This is a genomic window from Streptomyces sp. NPDC016469 (genome assembly GCF_040632905.1).
In the GTDB taxonomy this organism is placed as follows: Bacteria; Actinomycetota; Actinomycetes; order Streptomycetales; family Streptomycetaceae; genus Streptomyces.
Genome location: NZ_JBEYCQ010000009.1, coordinates 76035 through 97347, shown reverse-complemented (window position 1 = coordinate 97347; position 21313 = coordinate 76035). Strand labels below are relative to the sequence as shown.

General features: G+C 71.3%; 21 protein-coding genes. 8 read left to right on the top strand and 13 right to left on the bottom strand.

Annotated elements, in window-relative coordinates:
- Position 1 precedes the first annotated feature (1 nt).
- From ABZ565_RS12700 to ABZ565_RS12685, 4 genes are all read right to left on the bottom strand, one after another.
- Positions 2-556, bottom strand: coding sequence for a hypothetical protein (locus ABZ565_RS12700; RefSeq protein ID WP_361024359.1), 555 nt, complete (start codon positions 554-556; stop codon positions 2-4).
- Between the two features lie 124 nt (positions 557-680).
- Positions 681-1469, bottom strand: coding sequence for an HAD-IIA family hydrolase (locus ABZ565_RS12695; protein ID WP_361024356.1), 789 nt, complete (start codon positions 1467-1469; stop codon positions 681-683).
- Positions 1470-1591: 122 nt separating this feature from the next.
- Entirely contained in the window at positions 1592-2650 is a 1059-nt protein-coding gene (locus tag ABZ565_RS12690; protein WP_361024353.1) for a hypothetical protein, read from the bottom strand.
- A 285-nt stretch (positions 2651-2935) separates the two neighbouring features.
- A complete protein-coding gene (locus ABZ565_RS12685) occupies positions 2936-4051 on the bottom strand; it encodes an ROK family transcriptional regulator (RefSeq protein WP_361024350.1) in 1116 nt (371 codons plus the stop codon).
- A 56-nt stretch (positions 4052-4107) separates the two neighbouring features.
- Between ABZ565_RS12685 and ABZ565_RS12680 the strand changes: the two genes are divergently transcribed.
- A complete protein-coding gene (locus tag ABZ565_RS12680) occupies positions 4108-5232 on the top strand; it encodes a Gfo/Idh/MocA family oxidoreductase (protein ID WP_361024347.1) in 1125 nt (374 codons plus the stop codon).
- On the top strand, positions 5229-5708 hold the full coding sequence (locus tag ABZ565_RS12675) for a heme-degrading domain-containing protein (RefSeq protein WP_073965042.1): 480 nt from the start codon (positions 5229-5231) through the stop codon (positions 5706-5708). Before ABZ565_RS12680 ends, ABZ565_RS12675 begins: the two co-directional genes overlap by 4 nt.
- A 63-nt stretch (positions 5709-5771) precedes the next feature.
- Here the strand turns inward: ABZ565_RS12675 and ABZ565_RS12670 are convergent, their stop codons facing one another.
- From ABZ565_RS12670 to ABZ565_RS12650, 5 genes are all read right to left on the bottom strand, one after another.
- Positions 5772-6632, bottom strand: coding sequence for a fumarylacetoacetate hydrolase family protein (locus ABZ565_RS12670; RefSeq protein WP_361024343.1), 861 nt, complete (start codon positions 6630-6632; stop codon positions 5772-5774).
- Between the two features lie 133 nt (positions 6633-6765).
- Positions 6766-7536 carry a YidC/Oxa1 family membrane protein insertase gene (locus tag ABZ565_RS12665; protein ID WP_361024340.1) on the bottom strand — a complete coding sequence of 257 codons (771 nt, stop codon included), beginning with the start codon at positions 7534-7536 and terminating at the stop codon, positions 6766-6768.
- An 89-nt stretch (positions 7537-7625) separates the two neighbouring features.
- On the bottom strand, positions 7626-7961 hold the full coding sequence (locus tag ABZ565_RS12660; protein WP_361024337.1) for a DUF6412 domain-containing protein: 336 nt from the start codon (positions 7959-7961) through the stop codon (positions 7626-7628).
- 66 nt (positions 7962-8027) lie between these two features.
- Positions 8028-9530 (bottom strand): sodium:solute symporter family protein, encoded by a 1503-nt coding sequence (locus ABZ565_RS12655; RefSeq protein ID WP_361024334.1) that lies wholly within the window; start codon positions 9528-9530, stop codon positions 8028-8030.
- Positions 9527-9685 (bottom strand): DUF3311 domain-containing protein, encoded by a 159-nt coding sequence (locus tag ABZ565_RS12650; RefSeq protein WP_018105675.1) that lies wholly within the window; start codon positions 9683-9685, stop codon positions 9527-9529. The genes ABZ565_RS12655 and ABZ565_RS12650 overlap by 4 nt, the downstream gene beginning before the upstream one ends.
- Before the next feature lie 142 nt (positions 9686-9827).
- Between ABZ565_RS12650 and ABZ565_RS12645 the strand changes: the two genes are divergently transcribed.
- The 3 genes from ABZ565_RS12645 to ABZ565_RS12635 all read left to right on the top strand — a co-directional run bounded on the left by ABZ565_RS12645 (position 9828) and on the right by ABZ565_RS12635 (position 14820).
- Positions 9828-10835, top strand: coding sequence for an SEC-C domain-containing protein (locus tag ABZ565_RS12645; RefSeq protein ID WP_361024331.1), 1008 nt, complete (start codon positions 9828-9830; stop codon positions 10833-10835).
- A 54-nt stretch (positions 10836-10889) separates the two neighbouring features.
- Positions 10890-11417, top strand: a complete 528-nt coding sequence (locus ABZ565_RS12640) for a GNAT family N-acetyltransferase (RefSeq protein WP_361024329.1) — start codon at positions 10890-10892, stop codon at positions 11415-11417.
- Between the two features lie 340 nt (positions 11418-11757).
- Positions 11758-14820, top strand: coding sequence for a DUF3427 domain-containing protein (locus tag ABZ565_RS12635; protein ID WP_361024750.1), 3063 nt, complete (start codon positions 11758-11760; stop codon positions 14818-14820).
- 39 nt (positions 14821-14859) lie between these two features.
- On the opposite strand, the gene ABZ565_RS12630 is transcribed toward ABZ565_RS12635, so the two are convergent.
- A complete protein-coding gene (locus tag ABZ565_RS12630) occupies positions 14860-15567 on the bottom strand; it encodes an ATP-binding protein (RefSeq protein WP_361024326.1) in 708 nt (235 codons plus the stop codon).
- A 153-nt stretch (positions 15568-15720) separates the two neighbouring features.
- Between ABZ565_RS12630 and ABZ565_RS12625 the strand changes: the two genes are divergently transcribed.
- The 3 genes from ABZ565_RS12625 to ABZ565_RS12615 all read left to right on the top strand — a co-directional run bounded on the left by ABZ565_RS12625 (position 15721) and on the right by ABZ565_RS12615 (position 18471).
- Positions 15721-16566, top strand: coding sequence for a helix-turn-helix transcriptional regulator (locus ABZ565_RS12625; RefSeq protein ID WP_361024323.1), 846 nt, complete (start codon positions 15721-15723; stop codon positions 16564-16566).
- Positions 16566-16763, top strand: a complete 198-nt coding sequence (locus ABZ565_RS12620) for a DUF397 domain-containing protein (protein ID WP_361024320.1) — start codon at positions 16566-16568, stop codon at positions 16761-16763. The genes ABZ565_RS12625 and ABZ565_RS12620 overlap by 1 nt, the downstream gene beginning before the upstream one ends.
- A 511-nt stretch (positions 16764-17274) precedes the next feature.
- A complete protein-coding gene (locus ABZ565_RS12615; RefSeq protein WP_361024317.1) occupies positions 17275-18471 on the top strand; it encodes a cell wall protein in 1197 nt (398 codons plus the stop codon).
- 163 nt (positions 18472-18634) lie between these two features.
- On the opposite strand, the gene ABZ565_RS12610 is transcribed toward ABZ565_RS12615, so the two are convergent.
- The 3 genes from ABZ565_RS12610 to ABZ565_RS12600 all read right to left on the bottom strand — a co-directional run bounded on the left by ABZ565_RS12610 (position 18635) and on the right by ABZ565_RS12600 (position 20966).
- Positions 18635-19135, bottom strand: a complete 501-nt coding sequence (locus ABZ565_RS12610; protein ID WP_361024314.1) for a nuclear transport factor 2 family protein — start codon at positions 19133-19135, stop codon at positions 18635-18637.
- Positions 19136-19412: 277 nt separating this feature from the next.
- Entirely contained in the window at positions 19413-19721 is a 309-nt protein-coding gene (locus ABZ565_RS12605; RefSeq protein ID WP_361024311.1) for a hypothetical protein, read from the bottom strand.
- A gap of 237 nt (positions 19722-19958) precedes the next feature.
- Entirely contained in the window at positions 19959-20966 is a 1008-nt protein-coding gene (locus tag ABZ565_RS12600; protein WP_361024308.1) for a helix-turn-helix transcriptional regulator, read from the bottom strand.
- Between the last annotated feature and the right edge of the window lie 347 nt (positions 20967-21313).

Sequence of the window (21313 nt, the reverse complement as noted above, 5' to 3'; positions counted from 1 at the left end):
GTCAGTCGGCCGCCGGACGGCGACGGCGCACGCTGCGGAACGCGACGGCAACGGCCGCGACGGCGGCCAGACCGAGGCCGATCACCTCGTGGGTGGTGCCGGGGCCGTCCTGCTCGGCGGTCTCGCTCGCGAGTACGGCGGTGCCTCCGCCGCCCGCGTGGACCGGGGCGACGGGCATGGGCCGCTCGCGGTGCACGACCGTGAGGGTTGCGGTCACCCGGGTGTGCTTGTCGCAGACCGCCTGGACGTCGTAGTCGCCCGGCTCGGCGTCCGCCCGGACGCGGGCCTCGGCGTAGAGCGTGCGGTCGCCGCCGGACGAGAACCGCGCCTCGGAGACGAAGGCGTCGGAGCTCCCCTTGGCCTCCTTGGCCTTGCAGCCGGACAGCTCCAGCTCGACCTCGGCGCCCGGGGCGGCGGACGACGGCGAGACCGACAGGGCGGCGCGGGGCCGGGAGTCCTCGTGGCCGGAGCCGGATTCGGCCAGTGCCGAGGGGATCGGCACCAGGGTCGCCGCGGCCAGTGCGGCGGCACAGAACGTGAGCGGTATGGAACGCATCGTGAACCTCCTGAGGAGAGCTTCACTCCTGCGGACGTGTTCCGCATCCGCAGCGCGGGGGCGCTGGGCCGGTGGAGTGGGGAGCGGACGCGGGCCGGGCCCGCTCCCCCGCGTGGCTCCGGTGTCAGCCCAGGGCCACCAGGTCGACCAGGTCCGCGATGGAGTCCACGACCGTGGACGGCCGGAACGGGTACTTGTCGATGTCCGCGACCGTGGTCAGCCCGGTGAGCACCAGGAACGTCTGCATGCCCGCCTCCAGACCCGCCAGCACATCGGTGTCCATCCGGTCGCCGATCATGGCACTGGACTCGGAGTGCGCACCGATCGCGTTGAGCCCGGTGCGCATCATCAGCGGGTTCGGCTTGCCCGCGAAGTACGGGGCCTTGCCGGTCGCCTTGGTGATCAGGGCGGCGACGGAACCGGTCGCGGGCAGCGGGCCCTCGGCGGACGGGCCGGTCTCGTCCGGGTTGGTGCAGATGAACCGGGCCCCGGCGTTGATCAGCCGGATCGCCTTGGTGAGCGCCTCGAAGGAGTACGTGCGCGTCTCGCCGAGCACCACGTAGTCGGGGTCGTGGTCGGTGAGCACGTACCCGATGTCGTGCAGGGCCGTGGTGAGCCCGGCCTCGCCGATGACGTACGCCGTGCCGCCGGGCCGCTGGTCGTCCAGGAACTGGGCGGTGGCGAGGGCGGAGGTCCAGATGTTGTCCACGGGCACGTCCAGGCCCATGCGCTTCAGCCGGGCGTGCAGGTCGCGGGCGGTGTAGATCGAGTTGTTGGTCAGGACCAGGAAGGGCAGTCCCGAGTCACGCAGCCGCTTGATGAAGGCGTCGGCGCCGGGGATCGGGGTGCCCTCGTGGATGAGGACCCCGTCCATGTCGGTCAGCCAGGACGAGATCGGCTTGCGCTCTGCCATGTGGGACTCCAGTTGCCGTACGCCAGGTGCGGGGACGCCGGCGGCACCGCGTTGTGCAGCGCCGACGCCCCCGAGTTTAGGCCGACTGTTCGACGTACAGGTACTGGCTGACCACCTGATGATCAGTGGTGCGGGCGGCGTGTCCTGCGGGTCGCCAGCACCATCGCGCCGCCGCCGATCAGGAACCCGGAGACGGTCAGGGCGGGCAGCGGTACGGGGACGGAGATGCCCGTGTCGGCGAGCTGCGGGACCCCCGCCGGGTCGGTGCCGGGCGGGACGGGCCGCCGGGTGGTGCCGGTCCTGCCGGGGTCCGCGTACCCCTCGTCGCCCTTGCCCTTCACCGTGCCGCTCCCCTCTTCCTCGCGTTCCTCGTGCTCGCCGGTGCCGCCCACGTGTTCCCGGGCCGTCCCGTCCGCGCTCTCGCGGTCGCCGTCCGCCTCACCGGTGCCGGTGCCGTCCTCGTCGGGCTCGACCACGGAGAACGGGTAGTCCTCGGACTCACCGACCCATTCCCCGTCGCCCCCCGAGCCGCTCCCCCGCCGCTGGACGACCGCGGCGTTCGCGGTGATCCGGCCGGGGCTCGTGTCGGAGGTGAAGGCCAGCCGCACCTGGACGGTGACGGTGCGTCCGGCGGGCACGGTGAACCCGGGGAAGGCGTCGTCGTCCTCGCCGCCGAAGACCCCGATGTGCTCGTCCCGGTCGGTCGTCTCCCAGGTCACACGGTGCTCGACCCCGGGGTGGGCGCGCTCCGAGAACTGGAGCTGGATCTGGTCCGAGGTCAGCGCCCGCTCCTCGTCGGTGAGGACGAGCACGGGGTGGATCGCCCGGCAGGACTCGGTCGTCGTGTTCGTCAGGTCCAGGAACCAGGTGCCGTAGCCGCCGCCGGACGCGTAGGTGTCGGGTCCGCCGTGGATCCGGGTGTCGATGGGGAAGCCGGCCGACGCGGGGTCGCCGCAGGCGGGCTGCTGGTCGGCGGTGGCCGAACCGGGCGCGGCGGCCGGGGTCAGCCGGGTGGCCGGACCCGTGACCGGGCTGCGCTGCGGGGCGGCGGACGCGGTCGCCCCGCCGAGGACCACGGGCATCACGCTCGCGGCGGCGAGCCCGAGCGCGAGGCCGTGCCGGGTGCGGCCGGCCCCGGGGGGTTCGGTGGTCTCGGTGGGCTCGGCAGGTTCGGGGGGCATGGCGGGGCAGCCTCCACTTCGTACGGCAACGGCCGGTCGGGGTGCGGGGCGCCGCGGGCGGCGCGGCTCCGGACACCCCTCGGGGTGGCCGACCCTGCCACGCGCGCGCGAGCGTCCGCCGCAGGCGTGCCGGGGGCCCGCCCGGACGGCGGCGCGGGACCCCCCCGGACGGCGGCGCGGGGCCGGGGATGGCGGCGCCGGTCCGGGGGCGGCGGGGGCCGTGGGCGGCGGGGGCCGGTCCGTGGGCGGCGGGTGGCGCGGCGTGCTCCCCGGCAGCGGCCCGGGTCAGCCCGCCGCAGGCGCCCCCGCGGCGTCCACCCGGCCGAACAGCGGGGCCAGCACCAGTTGCGCCGCGCCCTCCGCGACCGGGCGGTCGCCCGCGCGGTGGGCGGTGACCGGGACCGGGGTGCCGCGCGCCCCGTCGCGGCGGGAGCGCTCGTCCAGGACCGCGCGCACCCCGCGTACGTACGTGTCGGGGTCGGCGGCGACCGTGCGGCCGCCCAGGACCACGCGGTCGATGTCGAGCAGCCCGACGAGGTTGGCGGCTCCGGTCCCGAGAACCCGTGCCGCCTCGGCCGCGTCGCCCCCGCGGACGGCGGCCAGGCACAGCGCCTCCAGGCAGCCGCGTCCGCCGCAGCCGCACCGGAGGCCGTCCAGCTGCACGGTCTGGTGCCCGAACTCGCCCGCCCCGGTCCGCTCCCCCCGGTGCACCGCCCCGCCGAGGACGAGCCCCGCGCCGAGGCCGGTGCCGAGGTGGAGGTACGCGAAGTCGGCGGGGCCCTCCGCGCCGAGGGCGAGGCCGAGCGCGGCGGCGTTGGTGTCCTTGTCGAGGACCACGGGCAGCCCGGTCCGGGCGGCGAGCGCGTCGCGCAGCGGGTAGCCGTCCCACTGCGGGAACCCCGTGACGCGGTGCAGCACCCCGCCCCGGTGGTCCAGCGGCCCCGGGACCGCGACGCCCACCCCGAGCAACGGCAGCGCCCCGTCCCCCCGCACGGCGGCGACCGCCCCGGCGGCGGCCGTCAGCACCTCGTCCGCCGGGGCCCCGAAGTCCAGCGGGGCCGTACGGCTCCCGGCGACCGTGCCCGCGAGGTCGACCAGGACCACGGTCAGCCCGTCGCGGTCCAGGTGCAGCCCCACCGCGTGCCCGGCCCCGGGGACGAGCCGCAGCACGGTCCGCGGCTTGCCGCCCGTGGAGGCGCGGCGGCCCGCCTCGGCGGCCAGGCCCTCGGCGCGCAGCCGGGCGGTGATCTTGCTGACGGCCTGCGGGGTGAGCCCGGTGCGCTCGGCCAGTTCGAGCCGGCTGATGCCGCCCTCGCCGGCCACCCGCAGCAGGTCGAGGACGAGGGCCGCGTTGTGGCTGCGCAGGGCGGGGAGGTTCACGCCGGTGCTGCTCCTGTTCACGCACCCATTGTGGCCCGCGCTTGCACTTTGGCAACAGCGTTGCCAAAGTGGGACCCATGACCTCCTTGCGCGTCGGACTCGTCGGCTACGGCCTGGCGGGGTCCGTCTTCCACGCCCCGCTGATCACGGCCACCGAAGGACTGGTCCTGGACACGGTCGTCACCCGCGACGAGGAGCGCCGCGCCGAGGCCCGCGCCGCCTTCCCCGACGTACGGTTCGCCGCCTCGCCGGACGAGCTGTGGCGGCGGGCGGACGAGCTGGACCTGATCGTGATCGCGTCGCCGAACAGGACGCACGTACCGCTCGCGCGGGCGGCCCTGGAGGCCGGGCTTCCGGTGGTCGTGGACAAGCCGGTCGCGGGCACGGCGGCCGAGGCGCGCGAGCTGGCGGCGCTGGCCGATGAGCGCGGGCTGCTGCTCTCGGTCTTCCAGAACCGCCGCTGGGACAACGACTTCCTCACCCTGCGCGCGCTCCTCGCGGACGGCGCCCTGGGCGAGGTCCAGCGCTTCGAGTCCCGCTTCGAGCGGTGGCGCCCGCGGCTGAAGGGCGGCTGGCGCGAGTCGGGCGACCCGCGCGAGATCGGCGGGCTGCTGTACGACCTGGGCAGCCATGTGGTCGACCAGGCGCTGGCCCTGTTCGGCCCGGCGGCCCAGGTGTACGCGGAGTCGGACCTGCGACGCCCGGGCGCGGCGGCCGACGACGACACGTTCGTGGCGGTCACCCACGCCTCCGGGGTCCGCTCGCACCTGTACGTGAGCGCCACGACGGCCCAGCTCGGCCCGCGTTTCCGGGTGCTCGGGTCGGACGCCGGCTTCGTGAAGTACGGCCTCGACCCCCAGGAGGCCGCCCTGCGCGAGGGCGCCCGGCCGACCCGGGGCGAGCCGTGGGGCGAGGAGGACGAGGAGCTGTGGGGCCGGCTCGGCGCGGGCGAGTCCCCGCTCACGGGCGGCGGCACCCCGGTCCGTACGCTCCCGGGCGACTACCCGGCGTACTACGCGGCGGTCACGGACGCGCTGCGCGGGACGGGCGACAATCCGGTGACCGCCCTTCAGGCCGCCGAGGCCCTGGACGTCCTGGAGGCGGCCCGCCGCTCGGCCCGCGAAGGGGTCACCGTCACCCTGCGGCCCGCCGGCGCCTCCGTACCCCCGCCCGCCCACGCCCCCGAGGAGCAGCCCGTATGAACCCCACCGCTCCGACCATCTCCGAGCTGATCGCCCAGGAGCGCCGGCTGACGCTGCCGCACTTCGGCTACGACGACGCCTACGCGCTCGGCGGGCTGCTGGTCGCGCTGGCCCGGGAACGGCACGCCCCGGTCGCGATCGACATCCGGCGCGGGGCGCAGCAGCTGTTCCACGCGGCGCTGCCCGGTTCGAGCGCGGACAACGACGCGTGGATCGACCGCAAGCGCCGGGTGGTCGAGCGGTACGGGGAGAGCTCGTACCTGGTGGGGACGCGGTTCCGGGCGAAGGGGACGACGTTCGACGAGGCGTCCCGGCTGGACCCGGACGTGTACGCGGCGCACGGCGGCTCGTTCCCGATCGCGGTCGAGGGCGCGGGCGTCATCGGCTCGGTGACGGTGTCGGGGCTGCCGCAGGCGGAGGACCACGCGCTGGTGGTGGAGGCGCTGGAGCAGTTCGTGTCGCGCATCGACGGCTGACACGCGGGGAGGGGTGGGGTCCGCGTACGAACGGACCCCACCCCTCCGATGTATCGCGACGCTCTACGCGTCCTTCAGCTCCTGCCGCTGCCGGCCGAGCCCGTCGATCTCCAGCTCCACGACGTCGCCCGCCCGCAGGTACGGCTTGGGCTCGGGCTGCCCCATGGCCACACCGGCCGGGGTGCCGGTGTTGATGACGTCGCCCGGGTAGAGCGTCATGAAGTGGCTGAGATAGCGGACGACCTCGCCGACCGGGAAGATCTGCTCGGCGGTGGTGCCGTCCTGCTTCAGCTCGCCGTTGACCCAGAGCTTCAGCGGGAGGGCCTGCGGGTCGGGGACCTCGTCGGCGGTGACGAGCCAGGGGCCGAGCGGGTTGAACGTCTCGCAGTTCTTGCCCTTGTCCCAGGTGCCGCCGCGCTCGATCTGGAACTCGCGCTCGGAGACGTCGTGCGCGACCGCGTACCCGGCGACGTGGGCGAGTCCTTCCTCGGCCGTCTCCAGGTAGCGCGCGGTGCGGCCGATGACGACGGCGAGCTCGACCTCCCAGTCGGTCTTCACGCTGCCGCGCGGCACGAGCACGGTGTCCTCGGGCCCGACGACGGTGTCCGGGGCCTTGAAGAACAGGATCGGCTCGTCCGGGATCCGGGCCCCGGTCTCCGTGGCGTGGTCGTGGTAGTTCAGCCCGATGCACACGATCTTGCCGATCCGGGCGAGCGGCGGGCCCACCCGCAGCCCCTCGGCGTCGAGCGCCGGCAGCCCGCCGGGCGCGGCCGCGGCGGCCCGCACCCGGGCGAGCGCGTCCTCGTCGGCGAGCAGGGCGCCGTCGATGTCGGGGACGACGCCCGACAGGTCACGCAGGGTTCCGTCCTCGTCCAGCAGCGCCGGTCGTTCCGCGCCCGCCGTACCCACACGAAGCAGCTTCAAGAGTCGTTCTCCTCGGTCGGGATCAGGCCCGTCGGATGGGTGGCGGCCATCGCAGGCTTGTCCGATCCTCCAAGACATCCGATCACTCCGCAAGACCCTGTTCACAACCTGGACCGGTGCCGGTCCGGACCGGTTACGCGGCCGTGGCGACCGCGGCGCCCGGAGCGGGCATGTCGCGGTACAGGAATGCCCGCTCGATCGCGGTCCAGGTGGTGCTGGTGACCACGTACAGCGCGGCGGCCAGCGGCACGAAGGCGACGGTGAAGAGGGTGAAGAAGGACATCAGCGGCATGAGCCGGTTCATCGCCCCCATGCCGGGCACGGGCTGTCCGTCGGGCCCGGCGGGCGGGGTGACCGGGTTGGCGGCCATCTGGCGCTTCGTGCGCCCGTAGTTGAAGGTGGCGACGGCGGCCACGATCGCGAAGAGGCCGAGGTAGACGAGGCCCTGCGCGCCGAACATCCCGCCGTGCGCGAGCGCGTCGTGCCAGCGCTCACCGAGCGGTGCGTCGAAGAGCTGGTGGCCGAGGAGCGAGTTCGCCTCGTCCCCGATCTTCTGGCTGGAGAAGAGGTGGTAGAGCAGGAAGAACGCCGGCATCTGGAGGAGGCTCGGCAGGCAGCCGGAGAACGGTGAGACCTTCTCCTCGCGGTGCAGCTCCATGAGCGCCTTCTGCATCCGCTCGCGGTCCTTGCCGTGCTTCTTGCGCAGCTCGGCGATCTGCGGCTGGAGCCGGCGCTGGGCCTTCTGCCCGCGTGCGGCGGCCCGCGAGAGCGGGTGCACGGCGAGCCGGACGAGCGCGGTGAACAGGACGATCGCGGCGGCGGTGGACGCGTTCTGGAAGAGCGGGTGGAGCAGGTCGGCGAAGGCGCCGACCAGGCTGGCGAAAGCGGACATGAAGGCGGACATGGGTGAGCCCTCCGGGGGTCTCGTCGTGCCGGGAATGTTGATTCGGCGTGACGGGTCCGCGAGAGGGCTTCCTCGGGAAGGGCGTACCCCTACGCGGCCGTCAGGAGGGCACGGCCCGGCGCTCGGGGACGACGGCGCCCCTGGGCGTCCGGGTCCCGTTGCGGAAGGAACGCGGTGCGCTTCTCCCGGTCGCGCATGGCCGTACGCACCCGGGTGCGGGGCACCGGGGCGGCGCAGCGGGCGCTGATGACCGAGCAGGCGACGAACGCGGTGCCGGCGGCCGCGGTGGCGGCGAGCGCGACGGCGGCGGAGAGGCTGCCGCCCTCGGCGAGGAGCACCTCGGTGAGGAGGAAGAGGAGCAGCCCGGCGGGGCGCAGGACGCGGGAGAGACCGTCGCGTACGCGGCTGATGGTGTCGCGGTCCATGGGCGGTGCCTCCCTTCCGTATCCGCTCCTGTCGGTCCATCCGTTATACACGACCGGCCGAACGGGTCAACGTGCGTTGACGACCACGCGGTCCGCCTCCAGTTCGTCCCGGGCCAGTACCTCGTCGTCCGGCCGTGCGTCGCGCTCGCGCGGACCGGCGTACGTCACCGCGAGCGCGACGGCCAGGTTGACGGCGAGGGCGACGATGCCCGCGTTCACGCCCCACACCGGATCGTGCTCCGTGAACACGAACCCGCACACCACCCCGACCCCGACGACCAGCCCGGACAGCGCCCCGAGCAGCGTCAGCCGCCGCCACATCAGCCCCAGCAGCACCATGGGGAGCAGCTGCGCCATTCCCTCGTACGAGATCAGCGAGAGGCGTACGAGGGTGTTGGGCGCGGTGTACGTGAGCAGCAGCGCCAGGGCGCCCGCGACCACGACGACCAGCTGCGCGGCGCCCTTCTGCCGGCGCTCCCAGCGGGGCACGAGCGAGAGCACGCTACGGCCCCACATCGTGCCGATGACCAGCATGAACACGGCCATGGGCACGATCGAGGAGAGCGCGGCGGCGACCCCGATGACCCCGACGGACCAGGCCGGCAGCGAGTCCGTGACCAGCTTGAAGAGAGCGAGGTTGGACTCGGCGCCGACCAGCCCCGGCACCACGAACAGCGCCGCCATGCCGAGCAGCATCGGGACGAAGAGCAGCACGTTGTAGGCGGGGAGCCACATCGCGTTGCGGCGCAGCACGTCGGCGTTCTTCGCGCCGAGGTAGCCGGCGACGGTGGTCGGGAAGATCACGACGGTGAGCGAGTTCAGGAACGACGTGGTGATGAACCACGCCTGCCCGAGCCCGCTGTCCCCGTGGCCGGGGAAGGTCAGCCACTCGCTCTTCTCGCTGACGAGCCGGTCGAGGAAGGGTCCGTAGCCGTCGAAGTAGTGCACGGGCACGTAGACCGCCAGGAAGCCGAGCGTGACGATGACCAGCAGGTCCTTCAGCACGGAGACCCACGCGCTGCCGCGCAGCCCGCTGACGACGACGAAGCCGGTGGTGACGGCGAAGGCGATGAAGTACGCCCAGTTCAGGCTGATCGCCCCGTACGAGATCGTGGAGACGACGACGCCCATGCCGGTGATCTGGAGCTGGATGTACGGGAGCAGGAACACGGTCGCCAGGACGGCGACGAGCGCGCCGAGCCAGGGCCGCCCGAAGCGGTGCGCCACCATGTCGGTGATCCCGACGAGGCCGTGCTTGCGCGCGTACGCCCAGAGCATCGGCCCGACGACGTAGCCGACGGCGTACCCGCAGGACATGTACGCGACGACGTAGAGGACGGGCGCCCCGTAGTTGTAGCCCCAGCCGGCGGCGCCGAGGTAGCTGAAGCTGGTGTAGCCCTCGCCGGCCATCAGCACCCAGATGAAGACGGTGCCGAGACTGCGCCCGCCCACCGACCACTCGGCGAGCCCGCCCCCGCCGCCGCGCCTGCCGCGTACGGCGAGCAGCCCCAGGGCGACGGTGGCGACCATGAAGACCCCGAAGACGGAGGTCGCGACGGCGGCGTTCACCGGCGGTCACCCCGCCGGGTCAGCCACACGGCGACGGGGGTCAGCAGGGTCGCCCCGAGCAGCCAGAAGAAGAGGAACGGCAGCCCGAGAACGACAGGTCTCACCCGGTTCACGAACGGCAGCGCCCCGAGGTAGAGCACGTAGGGGACCAGCAACCACAACAACTGCGGACGTCGTCTGAGCACGTGGAGACACGTTAGAGGGTCGGCGGCGCACACAGAACCGGCCCCGTGCCGTCCCCACCCGGGCGGACCCGTTCCCGCCGTCACGCGCCCGCACAGCAGTACGGTGTGGTGCATGCGCCCCGACACTCCTGCCGACCACATCTCCGAAGCCGAGCGTCTGCTCCGCACCGCGGCGCAGTACCCCGAGGACCACGAGCCGCTGCTCCTCCAGGCCGCGGCCCACCTGGAACTCGGCGGCGACCGCGCCCGTGCCACGACGCTCTACGACGACCTGCTCGGCGACCCCCGCACCGAGCACCCGCACCTGGTGAAGGCGCTCAGCGCCGCGAACCTGTGGGAGTACGGCCACGAGGCGGAGGCCCGCGCGCTGATCGACGGCGTCCGCGTGGCGGCCCCGCAGGAGGCGGCCCCGTGGGAGATCGCGGCCGAGACGCTGGAGGCCCACGACGAGCTGGAAGCGGCGCACGACCTCTTCTCCACGGCCCTGCGCCTGCTGATCGCCCCGGGCGAGGAGGTCCCGTACGCGACCCAGTCGCTGCTGACCGGCCGCCACCGGGTGCGCCGCCTGATGGGCGTCGGGCACGACGCCTGGGACGAGCTGGCGGACACGCTGCACACCGCGGCGGTCCCGCTGGACGAGCTCCACGACCCGAAGCGCCTGTGGTCCCTGGGCTCCTCCGACCCGGGCGAGCTGCGCGCCGAGATCACCCGCCTCCGCGCCGAACTGGGCACGTACCGCACGGCGTTGTCCCGCCCGTTCCCGGTGGCGGTGCTGCACTGGCCGGCGGCGGAGTTCCGCGAACTCCTCACCGCGTACCCGAGCCTGGGCAGCGAGTACGCCTCCCACCCGGACCACCTGGCCCGCCTGGAGACGGCCCTGCGCGACCTCCAGTCGGCGGGCACCCCGAACCTCGGCATCGTCCGGGGCACGGTCCCCTCCTACGAAGCCTTCGCCGCCTCCGAATCCGCCTCCCCGGCCGACCCGGACCTCCTCCCCCAGTACGCGACGACCCTGGCCGCGCGGGGCCGCGCGGTGCCGTGGCCGCCGGCGAAGAGCGCGGAGTGCTGGTGCGGGTCCGGGGAGTCGTACCGGGGGTGCCATGGGGGACGGGTGCAGTAGGGCGGCCCGGAAACGCGGATGCCGGGGCGCGCCCCGGCTCCGTACCCTTCGCCCATGCCCGAACTCCAGCGCCTGCGCCCCGACCACGCCCCGGCCGTCCTCGCGTTCGAGGCGGCCAACCGCGCGTTCTTCGCGGCGTCCATCCCGGACCGCGGCGACGCCTTCTTCGCCGGCTACCCGCCCCGCCACGAGGCGCTGCTCGCCGAACAGGCCGCGGGGACCTGCCACTTCCACGTCCTGGTGGCGGAGGACACGGGCGAGGTCCTGGGCCGCTTCAATCTGATGGACGCCACCGCCGGCACGGCCGAACTCGGCTTCCGCCTCGCGGAGAAGGCCACGGGCAGGGGCCTGGCGACGACCACGGTCCACCAGCTCTTCGACCTGTGCCGCACGAGGTACGGCCTGACGGCGCTCAGGGCGAGGGCAGCGGTGCGGAACACGGCGTCGCGGGGGGTGCTGAGCCGGACGGGGTTCGTGGAGACGGGCGAGGCGGTGATGCTGAACGGGGAGGCGGGGGTGGGGTTCGTGCGGGTGCTGGGGGCGGCAGACGGGCTCGGAGCCGGGCACGGCCCCCGCGCATAGGGTGCTGATTCTGGATTCGCATGTGCTTGTCGCCGCCGCCTGCCGTACGGCGCCCGGCTGCCTCTCCTCCTTCCGCGGGTCGGCCTCGCCCGGCTGATGCACTGGCGATCACGCGAGACGTACAGCTGCACACACCGCAGGGCACGGTCCGGCCGGCAGGAGAGTAGCCGGGGCGGGCGGCACACTGCCGAGTGCCGTTCAGCGTGTCAGACCCTCTTGATAGAACTGCGTGCGTAGTTATCGCAACAGGGGGCGGCTCGTGACCAGTAATGCTTTGAACGCAGCGACGCCAGTGGCCGGCCTGTACGAGACGCTGATCACCCGGCGGCTCGAAGAGCGGATGAAGCAGCTCGAGGCCGCAGGTTGGCGTGCGATCGACGATGTCGTGGGGGCCGGTTCCACGCCGCACATCCTTTCCCGGCACATCGCGAACACGGTGCGCCAGGTGCTTCAAGGACTCGATCCGGCGGAGCAGGTCGTAGCCGCGAATCACATCCTCGAATCGATCAAAACACTCAAAGGCGCCGCCGAGTGGGTCGACGTGGTCCTCGACGGACCGCGGCAACTGCTTGCAGTCGCCGAGCAGGAAGCTCCAGGCGTCTACGCCATACGTCCGGCCACTCCCCTCTCCGACACCGCCCTCATCACCAACGCAGCCGAGGATCCGAGCCTCGGCTCCGAACTCCGGGCGGAGCTGGCCACAGCTGACCGCGTAGACCTCCTCTGCGCGTTCGTGAAGTGGCACGGCCTGCGTGTGCTCGAAGACGCACTCACCTCCGCCCGTGACCGCGGTGTCCCCATCAGGGTGCTCACGACGACGTACATCGGAGCGACGGAGCGACGCGCGCTCGACCGCCTGGTCCGCGAGTTCGGCGCCGAGGTGAAGGTCAACTACGAGCTGCGCTCGACTCGCCTGCACGCCAAGGCGTGGCTCTTCCGCCGTGAGAGCCGCTTCGACACGGCGTACGTCGGCAGCTCCAACCTGTCGAGGGCAGCGCTCCTCGACGGCCTCGAATGGAACGTCCGGCTGTCCTCGGTGGCAACTCCCTCGGTCCTTCGCAAGTTCGAGGCGACCTTCGATGCCTATTGGAGTGAGCGCTCCTTCGAAACGTACGACCCCGACATCGACGGTCAGCGTTTGGACGAGGCTCTTGCCCTGGCCGGTGCTCCCTCCGACCGCCGCGGCAGCAACGTCATCACGCTCTCCGGTCTCGAGGTCCGTCCCTACCCCCACCAGCGCGACATGCTGGAACGCCTCGAAGTCGAGCGCACGGTCCACGAACGGCACCGCAACCTCCTGGTCGCAGCCACCGGCACGGGCAAGACCGTGATGGCAGCCCTGGACTACAAGCACTTGCGGCAGAAGCACGGCCGGGATCTCCGCCTGCTCTTCGTCGCCCATCGCAAGGAGATCCTGGAGCAGTCCCTGCGCGTCTACCAGAACGTTCTGGTGGACGCGAACTTCGGCGAGCTCTGCTACAGCGGCGAGGTGCCCGACAACTGGACGCACGTGTTCGCAAGCGCCCAGTCACTCAAGGGCCATACGTTGGACCGCCTTGCTCCGGACCACTTCGACGTCATCGTGATCGACGAATTCCATCACGGTACGTCGGACACCTACCGGCGGATCGTGAAGCACTTCGCCCCCATGGAACTTCTCGGCCTCACCGCCACTCCCGAGCGGATGGACGGCAAGAGCATCCAGGATGAGTACTTCGACGGCCGGATCGCAGCTGAGATGCGCCTCTGGGAAGCCCTTGAAAACGAACTGCTGAGCCCGTTTCACTACTTCGGCATCACCGACAACACCGACCTGAGTGCCGTCACGTGGAAGAGAGGGGCCTACGACAGCAAGGTGCTCGGCAACCTGTTCACGGGTAACGACGCTCGCGCCAGACTCGTCGTCAAGGCCGTGAAGGACAAGGTGACCAACCCCGGCACGATGCGAGCTCTGGGGTTTTGCGTCACAGTGGCTCACGCCGAGTTCATGGCCGACTTCTTTCGACGCGCCGGTCTCAAGGCGGTCGCACTCTCCGGTGAGACCGCACCGGCCGATCGCAGGGCTGCGCTCGAAGAGCTCCGCACCGGGGCGCTCCAGGTGATCTTCTCCGTCGACCTGCTCAACGAAGGACTCGACATCCCCGATGTCGACACTCTGCTCCTTCTCAGGCCGACCTCAAGCGCAACCGTCTTCCTTCAGCAGCTGGGGCGCGGCCTGCGCAGGACCGAGAACAAGGCCGTGCTGACCGTCCTCGATTTCATCGGTCAACACCGCAAGGAATTTCGATTCGAAGCACCCCTCCGGGCCCTGACCAACCTGACACGCAACCGTCTGCTGACGAGCATCGAGCATGACTTCCCACAACTGCCGTCGGGTTGCCACATCATCCTTGAGAAGAAGGCCAAGGAGCTGATTCTCGACAACGTGCGCAACCAGCTCAAGGTCAACGTCACGCAGCTCGCGCGCGAAGTCTCGGAGTATGCGGAGCTGCGGCTCTCGGCCTACCTCCGGGAGAGCGGTCGAGAGATCAAGGAGCTGTACCGCGGTAACGGAAACTCCTGGACGGGCCTCCTTCGCCGCGCCAAGCTTCTGGATCCGACCGCCCCCGAGGGCGAGGCGGCGCTCCTGAAGCGGGTGCCGGCGTTCCTCCACGTCGACGACCCGGCCCGCGTCTCGGCGTACACCAAGCTCCTCAGCGACGACGCCCCCGCGTACGACCAATTGGACCCGCAGGACCAGGCGTACGCCCGCATGCTCTTCTTCTCCCTGTGGCCGCTTGGGGGCGGGTTCGCAAGCTACGGGGAGGGCCTGGACACCCTCCGCGGTCAGCAGGCATTCCGAGATGAGGTCCGCCAGATGCTCACCCATGTTCTGGAGCTGGCCGACCACCTCCCCATCCCGCTCCGCGGGGCGCACGCCGATCTGCCACTGACCGTCCATGCCTCGTACAGCCGCGAGGAGATCCTCACAGCCCTGGACGAATCGAAACTGGGCGGGTTCCTGCCAGGGCACTTTCGCGAAGGAGCGAGGTGGTGCGAGGGCAAGCAGACGGACGCCCTCTTCGTCACCCTGGAGAAGGATGAGAAGGACTTCTCCCCGGAGACCCGGTACAAGGATTACGCGCTGAACGAGTCCGAATTCCACTGGGAGTCCCAGAATCAGACTTCAGAGACATCCGCGACGGGCGTTCGCTACCAAACCCACCAGAAGAAGGGCACCCACATCCTCCTTTTCGCCCGGCGTTACAAGAAGACGGACATCGGGGGCCCTCATCCCTGGATGCTGCTCGGGCCAGCCGACTACGACACCCACGAGGGAAGTAACCCCATGGGCATCACTTGGAAGCTGCGCCACGAGATGCCTGCCGACGTGGTGACATACTCCGCAATCGCGTCCGGATGACGGGCATTCGGCGGGCGAACCGTTCGGGGTAGTCACGACTCACACGAACCCGGGGTCCGACTCCGCTTCGAAGAGAAGCTGCGCGCGATCAAGCGCTTCGTCCGCGTCGAAGCCGTGCGCCGCGAGCCACAAAAGCAGGTCGGCGATCAAGGCCGTGGCTGTTTCCGCCGCCTCCCTTGCGGTCGTCGCCCTGGGCCGCGTAGCTTTCGCGCGCTCCCCAAGGCCACAGAGCCCCAGAAGCGCCTCGGCCTTCGCTACCTGCTCACTTCCGATGTGGCTGTCGGGCGACTGCAAATCTGTGGCGATCTCGCACCACGTGACTTTGGAGTCGCCGCGTAGGATCACGCCCCAGCGGGCGGCCACTCCATCCACCAGCGCCACGCCCCGTCCCTGCTCGCTCAGATCGTCCGACCTGACGAGCGTGGGGAGACGCCGCCCATCCGGATCGCTCACCTCGATGCGCACGTAGCTGCCGCTCATACTCACCTCAAGACAACTAGGCGTTCCAGTACCCACGTGCTTGATGACGTTGCTGGCCAGTTCGGTCACGCAGAGCTGAGCCGCGGGAGCCACCGACGAGAGCCCCCAGAGCTCAAGGCGACGCCGGATCGCCTTCCGCATGCCGGCCAGCTCGCTCGGCTCCGCCAGGAACGGCAGTTCCCACTTTCGTCGCTCGACGCCAAAACGACATCCGCCCATGCCAGACCATCCCTCCACAGAACTGCGATCACCATCCGTGAGCGCCACGCAGCATAGAGTTGCACTGAAACTCTCAAAATGGAACTCTCACTTCGCTTCTTCAGGGGCGCGAGGTGTCAGCGCGCGCCCCCGGCGTACGCCTCCTTGCCTGCAGGACTCGGCAGCGTGCACCCTCAGAGATCGACTCGAAGGGCCTGGAACATGTCAGTTGGACCAACAACCCGCAGGCGGCAGCTCGGAGCCGACCTGCGCCGTCTACGCGACGCCAAGGGCCTCACCTTGGAGGAGGCGGGCGCCCGGGTAGGCATCTCCAAAGCCACACTGAGTCGGTACGAGACAAAGGAAGGCGCGGTCAAATGGCCTGCCGTAGACGCTCTGTGTCGCGAGTACGGCGCCTCGGACCAGGAGCGGCAGTCACTGATCGAACTGGCCAAGGGCGCGCGCATCCAAGGCTGGTGGCGTTCACTGGCGGACCCGATCCCGGAGTCCATGAACCTGATGCTCACCCTCGAAGACGAGGTGGTGAGTGAAGGGCACTACGCCTGCATGTACGTCCCCGGACTGCTTCAGACCCGCTCGTACGCCGAAGCTGTCCACCGCGCATCCGAGATGAGGTGCAGCGACCAAGAGATCAATCACATGGTCGACATCCGGATGAAGCGTCAGGAGCTGCTGTCGCGCGACGAGCCCCCACACCTCTGGGCGGTGATTGACGAGGCCGTGATCCGGCGCATGGTCGGGGGACGTTCCGTCATGCGCGAGCAGTTGCAGCATCTGATCGCACTCTCGGCTCAGCCCCACGTCACGGTCCAGATTCTGCCGTTCTCCGCAGGGGCGCACGCGGCGGCTGTAGGCAGTTTCGTCCTCCTGGGCGGGGCGACGCCGGAGCTCGATGTGGTCTACGTGGACATCCTCGGCGGCGGCCTGTTCATGGAAAAGCCTCAGGAACTCGAACGCTATAGGTTGGCGTTCGAGTATCTGCGCGCCCAAGCACTGGACCTCCAGTCGTCCGTCGCGCTGTTGAACGAGGTGTGCAGGGAGCTGTGATGGAACACGAAGACGGCTACCAATGGTTCAAGTCGTCGTACAGCGGTGGCAGCGGCACGGAGTGCGTCGAGGCCGCGTTCCTCGGTGGCGGTGCCGCCGTCCGCGACAGCAAGCAGCCCCTCAAGGGGCAGTTCCGCGTGGACGCGGAGGCTTGGGCCCGCTTCGTCAGATCGGTCCGCAGGCGCGAACTGTGTTGAGCCGTCGCCCCCTCAAAGGCCGCATTGCCCCGGTACACCCGGCCCGGGCCCGACTGGGCAATAGCGCCCCACGGATCGCCTACTCGCCCGGAGCCGGGCGGCCGGGCCTGCGGCGGACTGCGAGCCACGCCCTGATGGTGCTCTCCCGCCAGGCGGGAGAACGCCCGAACTGATCGTCGGGGAGCGGAAAGTCCGCCGGCCTCACGCCAAGGCCACCGACGACACGTTTGCGCGTGCGCTTGAGATACAGACGAACCGTGGCGGCCGTGATCCCCGCGGCTTCCGCGACCCCCCCGGTGTCAAGCAGTCGCTCGGGTGGGGTGCCCATGTCTCTCCTTCGCCCGTGCCGTGAGGGCCACGATACCGAGAGGCCACCGTGCGACCGCGGTTCGTTGTCGCATTTCCTCAAGCCGCCACATAATCGATCACGTCGTGGGATCATTTATTTGTCGAAGGCTCCCACGCCCCGCGCTACCGCCGCGGCCTGCCCTGCGCCCACCCCTGGACTGTGATGCGTCGTACCCCCGACGCGGCCCCGAGCCGCGTCTCTCAGCCCTGCCCCGATTCCCACTGGCAGCCCGTTCCCGCCTCGATACAGGAGGTCGCGGCGACCGCCGCCCGGCATGCGCAGCCGCGGGCCTGGCTGCGGGCTGTGGTGTGGCTGGTGGAGGAGGCCCGGCTCCATCCGAAGGCGGGCGAGGCGACGTTACGCGTCGCGCGGGACCTGGCGCGGCGGATGGACTACGTCGAGGGGACCGTCCTGTACGACCTCGACGGGACGGCCGCACGCTGCGCGCTGTCGAGGGCGACGGTCAAGCGGCACGTCGCGTACCTCCGCGAGCTGGGGTGCCTCGCCTGGGTCCGCCACGGGTCGCGACGCAATCTGCGGCTGCCCGGGCGAGCGTACGCGGGCACGGCGACGGTCTACGCGGCCACCATCCCGTACGCCTACGACCGGGCGCACGCCCACCGCATCGACGGCCGGGGCTTCGGAGCCCGGGTCATCGGGGTGCCGAGGGCGCCCGCGAGCAACACCGCGGTGACGAGGCCGAATCGCCGTGGGCGTGAGCCCCAATCTCTCGGCGCTCACCCCCGTACAGGCGCAGTTGAGATGAGGGGGAGGTTCAAAGACACCCCGTACCGGCGCGCGAGGGCGCGTACCACCGCCCGGGCAGGGGGTTCGGCACGCAGGAGCCCGATGCAGGTCGCCGCCGACATCCGGATCGCCGCCCGCGTCCGGCCCCTCGTCCCGTGGACGCAGAGCGAGGGGCTGCGCCGACTCGCCCACGCGTTGCGGCCGTTGATCGACGAAGGGCTCGACACCCACGATGTCGCCGCCGAGTTGACCTCCTGGTGGATCACCTGGCGCCCCGCCGCCCCCGCCGCGTACATCACCGCACGCCTCCGCGACCGGGCGCCCGCCTCTCCGTACGACGTTCTGTCGGCCGACGCCTGCCCGCAGACCGTCCGGCCCACCGGCAACGCCGCTTGGCATGCCTGGCTCCAGCAGCGCGACACGGCGACGGATGTGCACGAGAACCGGCGCACCGACGACGACCGCCGTTACGCCCGCCTCTACAGCTGGGACCGCTGGGAGGAGGTCGCCGCCCACTACGCCACGAACCCCGACGACGCGCTGGACCTCTACGGCACCCGCCTGTGCGGGTACGCGGTCAAACGCGCCTCGATCGATCGCCGCAGGCCGTGAAGCGGACGCGCCGCGGGCCATTGAGCGCAAGTGGCCGGAAGCCGTTCTCCGGCAACGCACCCGGTGCGACCAGTACGAGGCACTGAGCCCGCTCCCGGAGATCCTGGTCCTCGGTTCCTCGACCCCGATCCGGCCACAACGTGAGCGCCACGGGGCCGGTCCGTCAGGCCGGGCCGGCCGGCGCCTCCGCCCCTGCCGGAACCTGTACCCGCGCGTCCGCCTCCGCCCCCAACACCGGCGGCTCCCCCGCCGTCCACACCGCCCGCACGCCCATCCGGCCGACCCGCCACCCCTCGTCCGTACGGCGGAACCGGGCCTCGTACACGCCGCCCACCGTGAAGAGGGAGGTGTCGGGGTGTACGTGGGTCATGTGGGCGTTCCACGTGACGTCGGCCGTGCGGGCGTCCGGGGCGGGGTGGACCAGGACGTCGGAGGAGATGTGGAGCGTGGCGGCGAAGCGGCTGACGGACTCTTCGGCGAGGCGGATCGCGTCGGCGCCGGTGGCCTCACCGACCGGGGTCGTGACGTGGAGGTCGTCGGTGAAGTAGGCGTCGGCCCAGCCCTCTTCGAAGCGGCGCTCGTCCAGTGCGCGGAAGAAGCCGCTGATGAGGACGGCGATCCCGAAGTGGTCCTGGGGGTCCGGGGCGGTGCTCGTCTCGTTCATGGCTCGATCGTGCGATCTCAAGCGGACTTGAGGTCAAGAGGCGCCGTGAACAGAGCGACGCCGACCACGCCCACGTGAGCGCCCACCACCCGGCCCCGGCGCTCCTCCACCACGTCGATCCGCGGATCGGGCTGCGGGGCGACGACTTCGCCGCGGTCATCCGCGGGCCGTTGTCAGCGACAACGTCACTCGGGGGTGCCCGGCGAGGGCCGACCGCATGCGTTCCTGCCTGGCCGGGCGTGCGGACGCAAGCGAGCGGACGGCGCGCCGTCGCAGGTCAGACCAGTTCGAAGGCCCGCCGGAAGACGCCGTACTCCCCGGGCGTCTCCCAGCACCTGTAATGGCAGCCGAGAAGATCGGGCAGGGCGATCCCCAATTGCCCCGACAGCACGTCGCCCCCGGTTCTGAACATGCGGGTCGGCTCATCGACGGCCTGGCAATGAGCAGTTGCTCCACGCAGTTCGACGACTACGTACTCCACGCTCCGGCCGGCGCCGACCGCCGGTTCTTCGTGGTGCTGCTCGTGCCGGGCATCCCTGACCTGCCCGCAGAGCCCGCATCGCACGTTGTCGTTCGAGGCATCCACGGCAGGCATCGTACGCCTCAGTCGCACACGTGCGATTCCATTGCCCTGGCCGTGGGTGATGACCCGCAACGCGCTACGGGCGGCGCTCGGCCTCCACGGCACCCGTCCCTGCGAGCCGAGGGCCGGGACCGGCGCCTCGGGCTCCACGACCACTCCGTGGACTTCGACCGCCACTTCCGGCGGTCCGGTACCGACGGCATCCTCCGGCACGAGGCGCTGAGCCCGCTCCCCCGCCCCTCAGGGCCGGGGTCCGTCCGCCGGCAGGTAGCCGAGTTGGGCCGCGTGGACGCCTGCCTGGAAGCGGCTGCGGGCGTCCAGCTGGCCGAGGAGGCCGGTGGCGATGCGGCGGGCGGTGCGGGGGGAGACCCCGAGGCGCTTGGCTATGGCCTCGTCCGTGTAGCCGCGGGCCAGCAGGCGCAGGGTTTCGTGCTGTTGGCGGGTCAGTGAGTGTCCGGCGGGTCTCTCGCACGGGCCGAGCGGTTCGGCGTCGTCCCAGACGTTCTCGAACAGGGCCTCCAGCGCCGCGATGAGGCCCGGGCCCGAGACCACGAGTGCGCCGAGCGAGGAGTCCTGGTCGTCCAGGGCGACCAGGGCCAGGCGGTGGTCGGTGATGATCATGCGGGTGCTGAGCGAGGGGGCCGTGCGGATCCCCGCGCCGAGCGAGGCCAGCCAGCTCACGTGGGCCACCGTGGGCGGGTGGTTGTGGATGCTGTCGAGATAGACCGTGCGCATCCGCACCCCGCGCTCCAGGAGCTCCTGGTTGAGGGGGCGGGAGGCGTGCATGTTCTCCTCCGTCTGCGCGCCGCCCGTCGCGAAGGTCAGGATCTCCTCCTTCACCTCCTCGTGGAGCCGCACCAGGTAGTCCCGTACGTGGTCCACGCCGTCCAGGTGCATCACCGGCGGCTCACCGGCGCCGGGATGGGGGGCGGGGAGGCCGCAGAGGAGTTCGGCCACGGCCGCCTCCCCGTCCGCAAGCCGCTGCCGTTCGGCGGCGAGCAGTGCGCGGCGGCGGGTCAGCAGCATCTCCAGGCCCAGTCTGGGGTCGACCACATGCAGGCGCTGCCCACCGGTGCCCGCGGCCGGCCGCACCAGGGACAGGTCCAGTAACTCCTTCACGGCGGCGTCGAACTGATCCTGCATCAGGCGCAGCCGGGTGCGGTGCTCCGCGAGGGACGCGTACGGCTCGGCGATCAGTGCCCGGTAGACGATCTCCGCCGTGGCATCGAGGCCCAAAGGGTCGAGCATCGTCCCTCCACACTAGGAGCGCTGTCTCTTGCCGTAGTTATTACCTCGAGGCAGTGAAATCTACTCTTCAGCACCCCGGTTGCGCGGCGCTAAAAGGCCACGCCACGAGCGGGTGAACGGTGGCGGACCGTCTCCCGGGGGCCGGCGGCGGCCCGGATATCCACATGCTGGACGGAAGGGGCCATGGCCTCATCGGTCCACCGGTCCCGCCTTCACCGTCGCGTCACCCGCGTACAAAACTCACGGCTGTCGAACGCTCCCCACCACTGGTTCGAAAGGCTTCCGCATGACGTGTCCCCACCGGTTCTCCTGTACGGCTTTCCCGTCCCTCGCCCTGCCCGAGCCCC

Coding starts and splice junctions, on each gene's coding strand:
- ABZ565_RS12700 (WP_361024359.1), bottom strand. CDS start 556: ATGCGTTCCATACCGCTCACGTTCTGTGCCGCCGCACTGGCCGCGGCG.
- ABZ565_RS12695 (WP_361024356.1), bottom strand. CDS start 1,469: ATGGCAGAGCGCAAGCCGATCTCGTCCTGGCTGACCGACATGGACGGG.
- ABZ565_RS12690 (WP_361024353.1), bottom strand. CDS start 2,650: ATGCCCCCCGAACCTGCCGAGCCCACCGAGACCACCGAACCCCCCGGG.
- ABZ565_RS12680 (WP_361024347.1), top strand. CDS start 4,108: ATGACCTCCTTGCGCGTCGGACTCGTCGGCTACGGCCTGGCGGGGTCC.
- ABZ565_RS12675 (WP_073965042.1), top strand. CDS start 5,229: ATGAACCCCACCGCTCCGACCATCTCCGAGCTGATCGCCCAGGAGCGC.
- ABZ565_RS12665 (WP_361024340.1), bottom strand. CDS start 7,536: ATGTCCGCCTTCATGTCCGCTTTCGCCAGCCTGGTCGGCGCCTTCGCC.
- ABZ565_RS12660 (WP_361024337.1), bottom strand. CDS start 7,961: ATGGACCGCGACACCATCAGCCGCGTACGCGACGGTCTCTCCCGCGTC.
- ABZ565_RS12645 (WP_361024331.1), top strand. CDS start 9,828: ATGCGCCCCGACACTCCTGCCGACCACATCTCCGAAGCCGAGCGTCTG.
- ABZ565_RS12640 (WP_361024329.1), top strand. CDS start 10,890: ATGCCCGAACTCCAGCGCCTGCGCCCCGACCACGCCCCGGCCGTCCTC.
- ABZ565_RS12635 (WP_361024750.1), top strand. CDS start 11,758: ATGAAGCAGCTCGAGGCCGCAGGTTGGCGTGCGATCGACGATGTCGTG.
- ABZ565_RS12625 (WP_361024323.1), top strand. CDS start 15,721: ATGTCAGTTGGACCAACAACCCGCAGGCGGCAGCTCGGAGCCGACCTG.
- ABZ565_RS12620 (WP_361024320.1), top strand. CDS start 16,566: ATGGAACACGAAGACGGCTACCAATGGTTCAAGTCGTCGTACAGCGGT.
- ABZ565_RS12615 (WP_361024317.1), top strand. CDS start 17,275: ATGCGTCGTACCCCCGACGCGGCCCCGAGCCGCGTCTCTCAGCCCTGC.
- ABZ565_RS12610 (WP_361024314.1), bottom strand. CDS start 19,135: ATGAACGAGACGAGCACCGCCCCGGACCCCCAGGACCACTTCGGGATC.
- ABZ565_RS12600 (WP_361024308.1), bottom strand. CDS start 20,966: ATGCTCGACCCTTTGGGCCTCGATGCCACGGCGGAGATCGTCTACCGG.